The following is a 13,442-nucleotide window of genomic DNA, read 5'->3' on the forward strand; positions in this document are numbered from 1 at the left end:
CGGGACCACACGAGACGCCCGCGGGACGGCACGGGACGCCCGGACCTCGGTTCGCCGCCGACCGACTGGTCACCAGGTGCCGCGGTGCACCACCTCGTCGAAGGGACGCCGGTCGAGCCGTGCGAGGACGGTCAGCGGCTTGTCCGCCGGGTAGCCGACGGACAGCACGTAGGCGAGGAACCGGCCCTCCGGGAACCCGAGCACCGCCCGCGCCTGGCGCTGGTCCGTGGCCGCGGCGTGCCCCGTCCCGATGCCCAGGTCCGCCGCTGCGACGGTCATCGCGTAGGTGGCCTGGCCCAGGTCGTACTGGAGCAGTGCGGCCTGGCGCTCGTCCTCCGGCTGCGGCGCGACCAGCGCGATGGCGGCCGCCGCGCCCGCCACGTGGCCGGCGCCCTGCCAGACCTTCGCGAGCTCGGCCAGCTGCGCCCTGTCGGTCACGAGCACGAAGTCCCACGGCTGCCAGTTGCCGGCCGAGGGCGCGCGCCTGCCCGCGTCGAGGATGCGGTCGAGTGCGTCGTCGGGGACCGGCTGGCTGCTGAACCGCCGGACGTTGCGTCTCGCCCGCAGGGCGTCCCACGTTTCCATACCGTCATGGTGCGCCCAGACGGCGGCAGACGAAAGGGCCCGACCCCCCTCAGGGGATCGGGCCCTTGTCGACCTGGTGTCGTCAGCCGGCGCTCAGCCCGCGACGACGTCGAGCTTGACCGTGGCCTGCACTTCGGGGTGCAGCCGGACGGTCGCCTGGTGCGAGCCGACCGACTTGATCGGGGTGGGGATCTCGATCCGGCGGCGGTCGAGCTCCGGGCCACCGGCAGCCTTGACGGCGTCGGCGACGTCGGCGGGCGAGACCGCACCGAACAGGCGGCCGGCGGCGCCGGCGTGGGCGAAGACCTTGACGGTGCCGTTCTCGAGGTTGCCCTTGATGGACTTTGCCTCCTCGAGGGTCTTCACCTCGCGGACCTCACGGCCCTTGGCGATGGCGTCGACCTGCTTCTGCCCGCCCTTGGTCCACGCGGTGGCCAGGCCCCGGCGGAACAGGAAGTTGCGGGCGTAGCCGTCCTTGACGTCGACGACGTCACCGGCGGTGCCGAGGCTGCTCACCTCGTGCGTCAGGATGACCTTCATGTCAGTTCCTTCCTAGCGCCCGGGCTCAGCGGGACGAGCTGGAGTAGGGCAGCAGCGCCATCTCGCGGGCGTTCTTGACCGCGGTGGCGATGAGCCGCTGCTCCTGGACGGACACACCGGTCACCCGGCGAGCGCGGATCTTGCCGCGGTCGGAGATGAACTTGCGCAGCAGCGCGGTGTCCTTGTAGTCGATGTTCTCGACCTTCGCCGCCTTCAGCGGGTTGGCCTTCTTCTTGGGCTTGCGCACAACGGGCTTGGCCATCGTGGTGCTCTCCTTCGAGTTTCAGGATGAGCCCTGGTTCCCCAGGGATGGTGGTGGTGCTGGTCTTGCTGGAGGTATGCCGGGTGCTCACCGCGGGCGGTGCGTCGCCGGCCTACCGGATGATCCGGACCGGTCAGGTCGGGTCAGGCGCCGATCAGAACGGGGGCTCGTCGTAGGACGGGGCCTGGCCCCATCCGCCGCCCTGCTGGCCGCCGCCCTGCTGCTGGCCGCCACCCTGCTGGCCACCGGCGGGACCGGTCGCCCAGGGGTCGTCCTGCTGCTGGCCGCCGCCGGCGTAGCCGCCGCCCTGCTGGCCGCCGCCACCGCCGAAGCCACCGCCGCCACCGCCGGAGCGCTGGGTCTTGTTGACCTTGGCCGTCGCGTACCGCAGCGAGGGGCCGACCTCGTCGACCTCCATCTCGATGACGGTGCGCTTCTCGCCCTCCTTGGTCTCGTACGAGCGAGACTTCAGGCGGCCGGTGACGATGACCCGGGTGCCACGCTGGAGCGACTCGGCGACGTTCTCCGCCGCGTCACGCCACACCGAGCAGCGCATGAACAGCGTCTCGCCGTCCTTCCACTCGTTGCTCTGCCGGTCGAACTGCCGCGGCGTCGAGGCCACGGTGAAGTTCGCGACGGCAGCGCCCGAGGGGGTGAAGCGCAGCTCGGGGTCGCCGGTGATGTTGCCGATGACGGTGATGACGGTGTCGCCAGCCATGGAGCGTGTCCCCTGTTCGTTTCAGGTGGGTCGGGTCGCGGTGCGGACCCTGGTTCGGATCGGTGCGGCTCAGGCGCCGGGGCGCAGGAGCTTGGTGCGCATGACCGACTCGTTCAGGCCGAGCTGGCGGTCCAGCTCCTTGGCCGTGGCCGGCTCCGCGGTGAAGTTGACGACGGCGTAGATGCCCTCGGACTTCTTCTTGATGTCGTAGGCCAGGCGACGACGGCCCCAGACGTCGACGTTGTCGACGGTGCCCTTGTCCTTGGTCACGACGGTGAGGAACTTGTCGAGCGACGGAGCGACCGTGCGGTCGTCCAGCTCGGGGTCGAGGATGACCATCAGTTCGTACTGACGCATGCTGGTAACCCGCCTCCTTTGGTCTGTGGCGGTCACGGTCCTTCCGTGACAGGAGGGTTGCAGTGCGATCCCCCGCCGGCTCGTGCCGTGGGGGAACCTGACAAGGGTACCGGGCGGGGACGACAACACCGAATCGTCGTCCACAGGCCCTGGTGGGCCGCCGCCGAGGTCGGGAATGCGGTCAGGTGACCTGCACGAGCAACCGGTCGGGGGCGCCGGCGAAGTCGCCCGCCAGCTCGTCCTCGTCCGGCTCGTCCACCTCGTCCTCGTCCCACGCCGTGCGGTCGGTGCGTGCCGTCGGCTCGGGTGCTCGGGGAGCCGGCTCCCCGGCGGTGCCGCGCCAGACGCGCACGACCAGCCACACGACGCCGGCGACGCGCAGGAGGAGGAACACGGCATACCAGCCGGGGGGCAGGCCGCGGTCCGGCGTCGACAGGCCGGCGACGTAGAGCCAGACCATGACGAAGTGCAGCGCCTCCGCGCCGGCCCACACGAGGTGGTCGCGCCAGCGCAGGCCGCACAGGGCGACGAGCGGCACGAGCCACAGCGAGGCCTGGACCGGGAACGCCTTCCCGGTCAGCAGCGTGAGGGCGACCAGCACGAGCGAGACCGCGGCCAGGGAGGGCCGGCGCCCCGGGCGCAGGGCGTACACGGTGCCGGCGACCAGGGCGAGCACGGTGGTCGAGACCGACAGCAGCGTGGCCAGCCCCGTCGGCAGCGGGTCGAGGCCGACGAGCTGCGGCAGCAGCCACACCGAGCCGAGCCCCGGCGCGCTGTCCCACCAGACCTGCACGCTGCGCACGACGGCGCCCGGGTTGCCCAGGAGGAACGGCAGCAGCACGGCGGCCACGGCGACGACGGCCCCGAGCAGCACCCGGCGCACCGCGGCGAAGCGGCCGGTGCGGGCGCCCAGCAGGACCAGGGCCAGCAGCACGAGCAGGGGGTAGGTGCGGGCCGTGACGGCCAGGCCCAACAGGACCCCGGCGGCCACGGGGCGGCGGCGGGCCCACAGCCAGATGCCGGCGCTGACGAGCACCACCCCGAACAGGTCGACCGAGACCATCGCGGCGAGCAGCAGCACCGGGCTCAGGGCCACCTGCGCCGCCAGGCCGGCATGCCGCGGGCGGGCGGCGGCGGTGAGCCAGACGACGCCGAGCGCGCACACCGTGGCGACCACCGCCCAGAGCGCGACGAACCACCGGGTCTGGTCGAGGAACGCCCCGTCCGGGACCAGACCCCCCAGCAGGGCGAGCAGCGACCCGCTCAGGACCGGGTGGTCCGACGTCGCGCCCGCGCCGGTCAGGTAGGACCCGAGCCCGTCGTCGAGGTGGCCGAGCTGGTAGAGCGACGGCAGGTCGGAGAAGCACCCGTGCCAGAACTGGTCCGACCCGGTCCACCCCTGCTGGATGCAGTGCGCCCGCTGCGCGACCGACAGGCCCATCGTCACCGAGGCCGCGACGAGCAGCGGCACCACCGTGGCGAGCCACGACGCGGCCCGGGCGGAGGCATGGCGGCCGAGCGGCCCGCCCGCGAGCGCCAGTGCGTCGCCGGGCAGGGCCTCACCCTGCGCGACCTCGCCGCTCGCGACGTCGTCAGGCCTGCCCCGGTCCTGCCGGTCCGGGGCCGCGAGCGTCACGGGCCCGTCGTCCGCTGGGGAGCGGGTCCCCCCAGCGTCAGGGTCGTCGCCGTCGGCGGCGGGACCGTGACCGTCGGTTTCCCCGTGCCGTTCGTCTTGGTCTGCGTCGGCGTCGTGCTCGTCGACGAGGGGGTCGTGGTGGTGGACGTGGTCGTCGTGGTGGTGGTCGTCGTCGACGAGGACGACGTGGTGGTGGGCGGCGGTGTGTAGACCTGGTCGTCGCCCAGGCCGGCACGCTTGGGGAAGTCCATGACCTTCTGGCCCTTGAGCGCGTCGGTCATGAAGTCGGTCCAGATCCGCAGTGGCACCGTGGCGCCCGTGAGCTCGCCGCTCGTCCCCGGTCCGTAGATGCCCGGGACGTCGTTCATCGACAGCTCGGTGCCGTTCTTGCCCGAGGAGTAGATGCCGACCGCGGTGGCCAGCTGCGGGGTGAACCCGTCGAACCAGGCCGCCTTGTTGTCGGTCGTGGTGCCGGTCTTGCCGGCCGCCGGCCGGCCGAGGCGCTGGGCGTAGGTCGAGGTGCCGTCCTTGATGACCTGCTCCATCGCGTCGGTGGTGTCGGCCGTGACCCCCTTGTCGAAGGCTGCCTTGACCGACGGCTTCGCCTTGTAGTCGATCCCACCCTGGCCGCCGCTGACGGTGCGGATGAAGTACGGGGTGGCTCGCGTGCCCTGCGAGGCGATCGTGGCGTAGGCGTTCGCCATGTCGATGACCCTCACGGAGGACGTGCCGAGCACGTTGGCGTAGTTGGTGCCCAGGCCCTTGCTCGGCAGACCCGCCGTCACCGCGGCGTCACGGGTGGCCTTGGGACCGACCTTGATGTTGAGCTGGGCGTACACGGTGTTGACCGAGTGTGCCGTGGCGGTCCGCAGGTCGATGTTGCCGAACTGCTCGCCAGGGAAGGGGCCGAAGTTGCGCACCCCCCCACGGCGCAGGAAGTCGGTCGCGGCCGACTTGTCCGCGAACTCCGGGAAGTACTGCGGGCTGCGGCCGTCGAACCGGGTCTTGGTGGAGATCGGCTTGTCCTGCGACAGGGCCGCCAGCAGCGTGAAGATCTTGAAGGTCGACCCGGCCTGCATGGTCGCGTCGGTCGCGGTGTTGAACTGCTCCTTGCGGTAGTCGGCGCCGCCGTACATCGCCACCACGGCGCCGTCGCCCGGCTTGATCGAGACGAGACCCACCCGCAGGCTCGACGTGCCCTTGCCCTTGGGCATCCGGTCCTTGACCGCGTTGATCGCGGCGGCCTGCGCCTTGGGGTCGATCGTCGTGACGATCCGGTAGCCACCGCGGTCGATGTCCTCGTCGGTGAGCTTCAGCTTCGCCTTGAGCTCGTTCTTGACCAGTGCGGTGATGAAGCCGTTGGGGCCGCCCTTGCTCTTGGCCGGCTCGTACTTCACCAGGGACTTGGTCGGGAACTGCGCCTTGTCGCGCTCGGCCTGGGTGATCCAGCCCTTGGTGACCATGCCGTCCATGACGTAGTTCCAGCGCGCCTCGGCGTTGGCCTTCTGCTTCGCCCCGAGGCCCGGGTCGAAGTAGGTCGGGCCCTTGACGACCGAGGCGAGCAGGGCGCCCTCGGAGACGGTGAGCTGGGAGACGTCCTTGCCGAAGTACGCCTTCGCGGCGGTCTGGATGCCGTAGGCGCCGCGGCCGTAGTAGATCGTGTTGAGGTAGTTCTGCAGGATCGTGTCCTTGGACTCCTGCTTGGCGATCTTGATCGAGATGACGATCTCCTTCCCCTTGCGGGAAAGGGTCTGGTCCTGGCTGAGGAAGTAGTTCTTCACGTACTGCTGGGTGATGGTCGACCCCGACTGCACCTCACCGCCGCGCAGGGTGGCCCACGCACCGCGCAGGATCCCGGTCGGGCTGATGCCCGAGTTGGTGTAGAAGTCGCGGTCCTCGGCGGCCAGGTGCGCCTCCTGGACCTTCTTCGGCACCTTCGCGAGCGCGACGTCCTCGCGGTTGACCTGGCTGATCCGGTCCATCTCGGTCTTGCCGTCGGCGAAGTAGATGATCGAGGCCTGCCGGTCGGCGAGCTCGTTCGGCTGGGGGACCTTGATCATGGCGTAGGCGACGAAGAAGGCGATGACGGCGAGCAGGATGCCGGCCAGGGCCACCAGCCCGAGCCGCTTGGCCCACACCTTGCCGCGGCCCCCTCGGGCACCACGACCCGCTGGGCGCCGTGCGCTGGACTTCCCCCGACGAGTGGACGCGGTGGCGTCGGCTCGCGGACTGGGACGTGAGGAGCTCATCTGACCTTCCCGATCGGCATACGAGGGGGCCGCCCGCGGGGCGACCCGGGGTCCAGTATGTCCTGCCCAACCTGTGAGGACGCACCTGGAGCGCCTTCGGTTGGATATATCGCCCCGATATATCCGGTGCTACGCTACCCCGCAGCCGGTCACCGCCAAGGCGTCCGGCGTCCACCAGCCCGTCGTGTGCCGTCCAGGGGAAGGAGCCCTCGTGAGTCGTCGTTCCGACCTCCTCGAGTTCGCCGTCCTCGGCCTGCTGCACGAGAGCCCCATGCACGGCTACGAGCTGCGCAAGCGGCTCAACGCGGCGCTCGGGGTCTTCCGGGCGCTGTCGTACGGGACGCTCTACCCGTGCCTGCGGGGGCTGCTCGACCGCGGTCTCATCACCGAGGTCGCCGGGGGCGCCCCGGCCGGGACGGCCGGGTCCAGGCGGGCCCGGATCGTCTACGAGCTCACCGCGGACGGCAAGGAGCACTTCCAGGACCTCGCCAAGGAGGCCGGCCCGACGGCGTGGGAGGACGACACGTTCGACGTCCACCTCGCGTTCTTCGCCCGCACCGAGGCCGAGGTCCGGCTGCGGATCCTCGAGGGCCGGCGCAGCCGCCTCGAGGAGCGGCTGGCGACCATCCGGTCGGCGTCCGCCAAGAACCGCGAGCGGCTCGACGCGTACACCACCGCGCTCCAGCAGCACGGCGAGGAGGCCGCCGAGCGCGAGGTCCGCTGGCTCAACGAGCTGATCACCGCGGAGCGGAACATCCCTGCCTCCGCACCGCGATCCACCCCGGCCGGCACCCCCGCGGCCACCCACCACCCCACCCGAAACAAGGAGTAATCCCATGGGATCCGTGCGCGTCGCCATCGTCGGCGTCGGCAACTGTGCCAGCTCGCTGGTGCAGGGTGTCGAGTACTACAAGGACGCCGACCCGGCCGGCACCGTGCCTGGCCTCATGCACGTCAAGCTCGGTGACTACCACGTCAACGACGTCGAGTTCGTCGCCGCGTTCGACGTGGACGCCAAGAAGGTCGGCTTCGACCTCTCCGAGGCGATCTGCAACTCCGAGAACAACACGATCAAGATCGCGGACGTCCCGCCGACCGGCATCACGGTGCAGCGCGGCCACACCCTCGACGGCATCGGCAAGTACTACGCCATGACCATCGAGGAGTCCGACGCCGAGCCCGTGGACGTCGTCCAGGTGCTCAAGGACACCCAGGCCGACGTGCTCGTGTCCTACCTGCCCGTGGGGTCCGAGGACGCCGACAAGTTCTACGCCCAGTGCGCCATCGACGCCGGTGTGGCCTTCGTCAACGCCCTGCCCGTCTTCATCGCCTCCGACCCGGAGTGGGCGGCCAAGTTCGAGGCTGCCGGCGTCCCGATCATCGGTGACGACATCAAGAGCCAGGTCGGTGCCACCATCACCCACCGCGTCATGGCGAAGCTGTTCGAGGACCGCGGCGTCACGCTGGACCGCACGTACCAGCTCAACGTCGGCGGCAACATGGACTTCAAGAACATGCTCGAGCGCGAGCGCCTCGAGTCCAAGAAGGTCTCCAAGACCCAGGCCGTCACCTCCAACCTCACCGGCTCGCTGGCCGACAAGAAGGAGGACCGCAACGTCCACATCGGCCCGTCGGACTACGTCGCGTGGCTCGACGACCGCAAGTGGGCGTACGTCCGGCTCGAGGGCCGCGCGTTCGGCGACGTCCCGCTGAACCTCGAGTACAAGCTCGAGGTCTGGGACTCCCCGAACTCCGCCGGCATCATCATCGACGCCATCCGCGCGGCGAAGATCGCCAAGGACCGCGGCATCGGCGGCGCGCTCATCAGCGCCTCGTCCTACCTCATGAAGTCCCCGCCCGTGCAGCGCGAGGACACCGAGGGCCGCGCCAAGCTCGAGGCCTTCATCGCCGGCACCGAGGAGCGCTGACCGCGCTGACCGCGCTGACCCCGGTCACGCTGCTCGCCTGAGCACACGGCATACGAAAGGGCGCCTCCCGCACTGGTTGCGGGAGGCGCCCTTTCGCGGATGCCGGGCCCGCAACCCCCACTTGTTGCCACCAGATGGTCACGCAGCCCCCTTTTCGGGGCTCCCGTGACCATCTGGTGGCAACAAGTGGGGAAGGGGTGGGGTCAGGCGGGCTGGGGCTCGCGGTCGGCGGCACGGGTCGCGTCGCTCGGGCCGCCCGGGTCGCCCGGGTCGCCCGGGCCGGGCTGCTTGGTCGCTCGCGGCGGGCGGGCCGGGCCGGTGCTGAAGAGGGGGCGGGGGTCGACGTCGGAGCGCAGCCGGCGCCAGAAGTCGGCGTTCGCCCGCAGGTCCCTGCGCACCTCGTCAGTGGCCGCCCAGTATGCCGCGGCGTCGGCGTCGGACGGGACGCCCGGGCCGAAGACGAGGGCGTTGGCCGAGGCCGCGAGCGTACTGGTGTCGACCGGGCCCGCGATGGCGCCGGCCTGCTCGAGCCGGGTGGCCCGACGCGGCGGGTGGTGGCCGTAGGACCGGGCGCTGGCGACGAGGTCGTTCCACGCCCACGCGACCCGGGCGGGGGTGGGCCCGCGGGTGGCGTGCCGGCGCCGGCGCCAGGCCTTGAGCCCGCGCAGCAGCCAGTAGAGCAGCGTGAGGGCCACCAGTGGCAGCAGCACGTAGAGCACGAGCACCCGCAGCCACCACGGCCAGGTCGAGGGGTCGAGCAGCTTCTTCGGCGGCTTCTTCAGGTTGGTCGCGTTCTGGGCCTGGTCCGGGCCCTGCAGCACGCTGGGTGGGTTGCTGCCCGGGGGCGGCGGCACCAGCGCGCCGACCTTGCGGTCCTGCACCTTGGTCTGCAGCTCCTTGGGCTTGCGGTCCCGGTCGGGCAGGAAGTTGTCCTGCAGCACCGGCACCCACGACCCTGTCGCGTCGCGCACCTCGACCCACGCGTGCACGTCCTTGCCCTGCACCGTGCCGGAGGCCGGCACGATCGCGCCCATGACCACCCGGGTGGGGATGCCGAGCCTGTTGCCCACGAGGGCCAGCGTCGCGGCGTACTGCTCGTCGTTGCCGGCCAGCTGCGGGATCGAGGTGAACCGGGACAGCCGCCCGATGCTGTGGCCGGGGAGGTAGAAGCGTTCGACGGAGTTCGCGGTGCCGCCGTCGGTGTAGGCGCCCTCGGACTGCATGACGCGGGCCACCGAGCGGAACTGCGACCACGGGTCCGGCTCCTCACCGGTCCACGCGTCGAGCTTGGCGTCGAGGAAGGACGTGTCGAGGCCCTCGGTCAGCGACCCCGTGGAGTTGGTGAGCGAGGTGGGCATGCGGGGCGAGACCGGCGGGACGTAGGCGGAGAAGGTGTAGCTGTCGCCCGCCTCCAGCCGGGCCGGCACGAGAGCCGTCTCGGTGTCGGTGTTGAGCCACAGCTGGGAGGACAGCGGCTCCTGTCGGGCGCCGGTGAAGCGGAAGCCCGTGACGGTCCCGGAGGTCGGCAGCCACACGTCGCTGTAGCCACCCTCGGGCACCGTGACCGAGACCGTGCGCAGCTGCCCCGGACCCCGCGCGGCGATGGTGCGCCCCACCTGCTGGAAGGACGCTCCGGGCGACACCGAGCCGCTGTTGGCGCGGGTCGCCGCACCCCAGACCGAGCCGTCGTAGGAGTCGAGGGTCGCGAACCGCAGCGGCGTGCCGGCGGGCAGCCCCCGGACCTCGAGCACCGGCGCGTCGAAGAGGGCGGCCTTGTTGGGCTCGGTGTACTGGCGGTACCCGACGAGCGGGCTCGCAAAGGCGGCGATGTCGATCGGCGGCGTGACGTGCGCCCGGGCGACCAGCCGCGGGGTCGACTCGCTGCCGGGCAGGTGCGGGCCGACGACCAGCCCGGCGACGGCCGCGAGCGCGACCAAACCGGTGCCGACGCCGAGCCGGGTGCTGCGCCCGGCGCCGTTCTGCAGGGCCGCGCGGGTCCGGGCCGAGCGCTCGACCATCCAGCCGACGGCGACGAGCGCGAAGCCGACACCCTGCACGGCGAGGGCGGCCGGCTCGGTGGTCCCCAGCACGATGACGAGCCCGAGCAGCGCGAGCGGGGCCAGCACCACGGCATACGGTGAACGCCAGCGGCGCGCGACCGCGTAGGTCAGGGCGCCCCCCACGAGGCCCACCGCCCACGGCAGTGCGTGCAGCTCGGTCGTCGCGTCGACCGGCGGCAGCAGGGTGACCAACCGCTTCCAGCCGTGCACCGCCGTGCGCGCGAGGTCGGCGAACGTCTGCAGGCTGGGCAGCACCCCGCCGACGAGGTCGCCGCGGACGGCGAGGGGGCCGCCGAGGAGAAAGTACGCGAGCACGACCCCGGCGAGCGTCACCACGGACGGCAGGCGCAGGGCGGCGGTGACGTGGGCGATGAGCACGCCGAGCACCAGCCCGGCGGCGGAGGCGAGCACCCAGGCCCACCCGGCGAAGTCGGTGCGGAACCCGAGCAGCGCCACGCCGACGAGCACGAGGGTGAACGCGGCGTCGACGAGGGCGTACCGGCCGGGCACCAGCCCGCTCCGGTCGTCCGCCGCCGATCTGGCGCGGGTCGTCGTCCACGAGCGGGCGCGGGTCCGCCCGGGCGACGTCGAGTCGCGGTGCGGCCCGGTCGGTCCGCTGGGGTATGCCGTGTCGCTCACGTCAGTGCTCCACTCGCCAGGACGGCCCGCAGGTCCTGGATCCGGCGGATGTTGAGCCGCACCAGACCACCGATGTGCCGGACCCCCGTCTCCTCCATGGCGTCGATGGTCAGCACGACCTTGGTGATCTCGAGCTCGAACTGGTCGAGCGCGCGCTGGGCCTCGAGGAACGGTCGCCGCGGGCCCGTGACGAGCAGGGCGATCGAGGTGTCGGGGGCGAGGGCGAGCGCCGTCCCGCACTGGGCGTACAGGTCCGAGGGCCCGAGCGTGACCCGGGAGAAGGCGTCGAGGGTGAGGGACGCCGTCGTGCGGGAGGCCTTCTCGCCACGGCACACGACGGTCGTGTCCTTGTCGTCGAGGATCGAGCGCCGGGCCAGCGAGGCGGCCGCCGAGATGGCGGTCTCGACCTCGTCCTCGCCGCCCTCGTAGTGCTCGGGGTCCGCGTCGACGACCAGGGTCAGGTGGGATCGCCGGGTGTCGAGGAACTGGCGGACGAGCAGGCGGCCGGCCTTGGCCGAGGAGCGCCAGTGGATGTAGCGGCGGTCGTCGCCGGGCTGGTACTCGCGCAGGGCGTGGAAGGCCAGGTCGGACATCGACAGGTCCTGGGTCGTCTCGCCCTCGAGGTCGCGCAGCAGGCCGGCGCCGAGGGACTCCAGGGAGACGGTGCGCGGGTGGACGTAGAGGTCGGTGACGTCGGTCCACTGCTCGGTGCGCCGGACCAGCCCGAGCGGGTCGCCCTGGACGGTGGACGCCGGGCCGACCGGGATGACGCCGCGGCGGTGGGTGGGCACGACGAAGAGCTCCTCGTGCTCCTTGCCCGCGGCCAGGGTCGGCAGGGTGAACCGCGCAGCCGAGACGCCGACCGGCAGCTCGACGACGACGGGCAGCATCGGCCGCTTGCTGGCGTTGGCGACGGTGATGCGGCCGGTGGCCGGCTCACCCACGCTCACCCGCACCGGCTCGAGCTCGGTGGCGATCCGCACCCGGGTGCGGCCGACGGCCAGCAGCAGGCAGGCGAACCAGAGCACGAGGCACGCCGCGGCGACCATGAGCAGCTCGGTCCAGCCGGCGCGGACCCCGACGACCCACGCGACCACGCCGAGGGCGAGCACCGCCCACCCGAGGGGCGCGACCCAGCGCACGACCTCGACGACCGGGGTCCACACCCCGCGCGTACGCTCGCGCAGCTCCCCCACCCGGGCGCCGACCGACGACGGCACGGTGAAGGACGACGCCGCCGGGAGCGACACCGAGGGCAGCGAGAGCGACGGCACCGACGGCATCCGCGGGCCTCCACGCCGGCGACCGCCCGAAGCGGCGCGGTCACCGACCCGGGCACCGCTGCGGGCACCGCCCCGGGCACCGCCGCGGGCACGCAGCTCGGCACGGCTGACGGTCCGCTCGTCGGGAGCGGGGTCGGCTGGCGGCCCGGCTGGAGGTCCGGGTGGCGGTCCGGGTGGGGGTCCGGGTGGGGGTCCGGCGGGGTGGGTCATGTCAGGCGACGCGCTCGACCGGGGGCTCGACCTCGCCGAGGACCTGGGTGATCACCTGGTCGACGCTGACGTTGGCGAACTGTGCCTCGGCGGTGAGCAGGAGGCGGTGGCACAGCACGGGCTGGGCCAGGGCCTTGATGTCGTCGGGGATGACGTGCGTCCGGCCCTGGCTGGCGGCCCAGGTCTTGGCGCACCGCACGAAGGCCAGGCACCCACGCACCGACAGGCCGAGCTTGACCGAGACGTGCCGGCGCGAGGCCTCGGCGAGGTGCGACACGTAGGCCAGGATCGCGGGGTCGACGTGGATCTCGTCGGCCAGCGCCGCCATGTCGGTGACGACACTGGAGGTGACGACGGCCGACAGCGAGCCGGCGCGGTCGCGGACCTTGGCGTCGCGCAGCACGGCGATGGTCGCGTCGACATCGGGGTAGCCCAGGCTCGTCTTCATGAGGAAGCGGTCGAGCTGCGCCTCGGGCAGCCGGTAGGTGCCGGCCTGCTCGATCGGGTTCTGGGTGGCGATGACCATGAACGGCCGGCCGGCCTCGTGCCGCACGCCGTCGACGGTGACGTGCGCCTCCTCCATCACCTCGAGCAGGGCCGACTGCGTCTTCGGCGAGGCCCGGTTGATCTCGTCGGCGAGCACGATGTTGGCGAAGATCGGGCCGGGGTGGAAGTCGAAGGTCTGCTTGCTCGGGTCGTAGATCGTCACGCCGGTGACGTCGCTGGGCAGCAGGTCGGGGGTGAACTGGATCCGGTTGTTGGTGCCCTTCACGGTGCCGGCGAGGGCCCGGGCGAGCTGGGTCTTGCCGGTGCCCGGGAAGTCCTCGAGCAGGATGTGCCCCTCGGACAGCATGCAGGTCAGGGCGAGCCGGATGACGTGCTCCTTGCCGAGCACCGCCTTCTCGACGTTGTCCACCATCTGGCGGAAGGCCTGCTCGAACCACTGGGCCTGGTCCTGGGTGACGGTCATGTCCT

Annotated in this window: 12 protein-coding genes; 2 read left to right on the plus strand and 10 right to left on the minus strand. The window is 71.9% G+C overall.

Annotated features, from left to right (window positions below; genetic code table 11):
• Positions 1 to 69 precede the first annotated feature (69 nt).
• The 7 genes from ACYVDO_RS08465 to ACYVDO_RS08495 all read right to left on the minus strand — a co-directional run bounded on the left by ACYVDO_RS08465 (position 70) and on the right by ACYVDO_RS08495 (position 6,236).
• Positions 70 to 585, minus strand: a complete 516-nt coding sequence (locus ACYVDO_RS08465) for a nitroreductase family protein (protein WP_460934716.1) — start codon at positions 583 to 585, stop codon at positions 70 to 72.
• 93 nt (positions 586 to 678) lie between these two features.
• A complete protein-coding gene (gene rplI / locus ACYVDO_RS08470; RefSeq protein WP_460934718.1) occupies positions 679 to 1,125 on the minus strand; it encodes a 50S ribosomal protein L9 in 447 nt (148 codons plus the stop codon).
• Positions 1,126 to 1,150: 25 nt separating this feature from the next.
• Complete coding sequence (gene rpsR / locus ACYVDO_RS08475) at positions 1,151 to 1,387, minus strand: 30S ribosomal protein S18 (RefSeq protein ID WP_056884210.1); 237 nt, start codon at positions 1,385 to 1,387, stop codon at positions 1,151 to 1,153.
• Positions 1,388 to 1,541: 154 nt separating this feature from the next.
• Entirely contained in the window at positions 1,542 to 2,105 is a 564-nt protein-coding gene (locus ACYVDO_RS08480) for a single-stranded DNA-binding protein (RefSeq protein ID WP_460934721.1), read from the minus strand.
• Between the two features lie 69 nt (positions 2,106 to 2,174).
• Positions 2,175 to 2,462 (minus strand): 30S ribosomal protein S6, encoded by a 288-nt coding sequence (rpsF, locus tag ACYVDO_RS08485; RefSeq protein WP_310152019.1) that lies wholly within the window; start codon positions 2,460 to 2,462, stop codon positions 2,175 to 2,177.
• Between the two features lie 181 nt (positions 2,463 to 2,643).
• Positions 2,644 to 4,098 (minus strand): glycosyltransferase 87 family protein, encoded by a 1,455-nt coding sequence (locus ACYVDO_RS08490; protein ID WP_460934724.1) that lies wholly within the window; start codon positions 4,096 to 4,098, stop codon positions 2,644 to 2,646.
• Positions 4,095 to 6,236: a transglycosylase domain-containing protein gene (locus ACYVDO_RS08495; protein WP_460934726.1), complete on the minus strand. Its 2,142-nt coding sequence runs from the start codon at positions 6,234 to 6,236 to the stop codon at positions 4,095 to 4,097. The genes ACYVDO_RS08490 and ACYVDO_RS08495 overlap by 4 nt, the downstream gene beginning before the upstream one ends.
• A gap of 322 nt (positions 6,237 to 6,558) precedes the next feature.
• Between ACYVDO_RS08495 and ACYVDO_RS08500 the strand changes: the two genes are divergently transcribed.
• Positions 6,559 to 7,179 carry a PadR family transcriptional regulator gene (locus tag ACYVDO_RS08500; RefSeq protein WP_460934728.1) on the plus strand — a complete coding sequence of 207 codons (621 nt, stop codon included), beginning with the start codon at positions 6,559 to 6,561 and terminating at the stop codon, positions 7,177 to 7,179.
• A gap of 4 nt (positions 7,180 to 7,183) precedes the next feature.
• Positions 7,184 to 8,275, plus strand: coding sequence for an inositol-3-phosphate synthase (locus ACYVDO_RS08505; protein ID WP_460934730.1), 1,092 nt, complete (start codon positions 7,184 to 7,186; stop codon positions 8,273 to 8,275).
• Between the two features lie 203 nt (positions 8,276 to 8,478).
• On the opposite strand, the gene ACYVDO_RS08510 is transcribed toward ACYVDO_RS08505, so the two are convergent.
• The 3 genes from ACYVDO_RS08510 to ACYVDO_RS08520 all read right to left on the minus strand — a co-directional run bounded on the left by ACYVDO_RS08510 (position 8,479) and on the right by ACYVDO_RS08520 (position 13,437).
• On the minus strand, positions 8,479 to 10,974 hold the full coding sequence (locus ACYVDO_RS08510) for a DUF3488 and transglutaminase-like domain-containing protein (protein ID WP_460934732.1): 2,496 nt from the start codon (positions 10,972 to 10,974) through the stop codon (positions 8,479 to 8,481).
• On the minus strand, positions 10,971 to 12,257 hold the full coding sequence (locus ACYVDO_RS08515; RefSeq protein ID WP_460934734.1) for a DUF58 domain-containing protein: 1,287 nt from the start codon (positions 12,255 to 12,257) through the stop codon (positions 10,971 to 10,973). The genes ACYVDO_RS08510 and ACYVDO_RS08515 overlap by 4 nt, the downstream gene beginning before the upstream one ends.
• Positions 12,258 to 12,468: 211 nt before the next feature.
• Complete coding sequence (locus ACYVDO_RS08520; RefSeq protein ID WP_460934736.1) at positions 12,469 to 13,437, minus strand: AAA family ATPase; 969 nt, start codon at positions 13,435 to 13,437, stop codon at positions 12,469 to 12,471.
• Between the last annotated feature and the right edge of the window lie 5 nt (positions 13,438 to 13,442).

This window comes from Phycicoccus ginsengisoli (assembly GCF_054779295.1).

Excerpts from the sequence above, each read along its gene's own strand:
- ACYVDO_RS08505 (WP_460934730.1), top strand. The coding sequence starts at position 7,184 with ATGGGATCCGTGCGCGTCGCCATCGTCGGCGTCGGCAACTGTGCCAGC.
- ACYVDO_RS08480 (WP_460934721.1), bottom strand. The coding sequence starts at position 2,105 with ATGGCTGGCGACACCGTCATCACCGTCATCGGCAACATCACCGGCGAC.
- ACYVDO_RS08465 (WP_460934716.1), bottom strand. The coding sequence starts at position 585 with ATGGAAACGTGGGACGCCCTGCGGGCGAGACGCAACGTCCGGCGGTTC.
- rplI (WP_460934718.1), bottom strand. The coding sequence starts at position 1,125 with ATGAAGGTCATCCTGACGCACGAGGTGAGCAGCCTCGGCACCGCCGGT.
- rpsR (WP_056884210.1), bottom strand. The coding sequence starts at position 1,387 with ATGGCCAAGCCCGTTGTGCGCAAGCCCAAGAAGAAGGCCAACCCGCTG.
- ACYVDO_RS08520 (WP_460934736.1), bottom strand. The coding sequence starts at position 13,437 with ATGACCGTCACCCAGGACCAGGCCCAGTGGTTCGAGCAGGCCTTCCGC.
- rpsF (WP_310152019.1), bottom strand. The coding sequence starts at position 2,462 with ATGCGTCAGTACGAACTGATGGTCATCCTCGACCCCGAGCTGGACGAC.
- ACYVDO_RS08515 (WP_460934734.1), bottom strand. The coding sequence starts at position 12,257 with ATGCCGTCGGTGCCGTCGCTCTCGCTGCCCTCGGTGTCGCTCCCGGCG.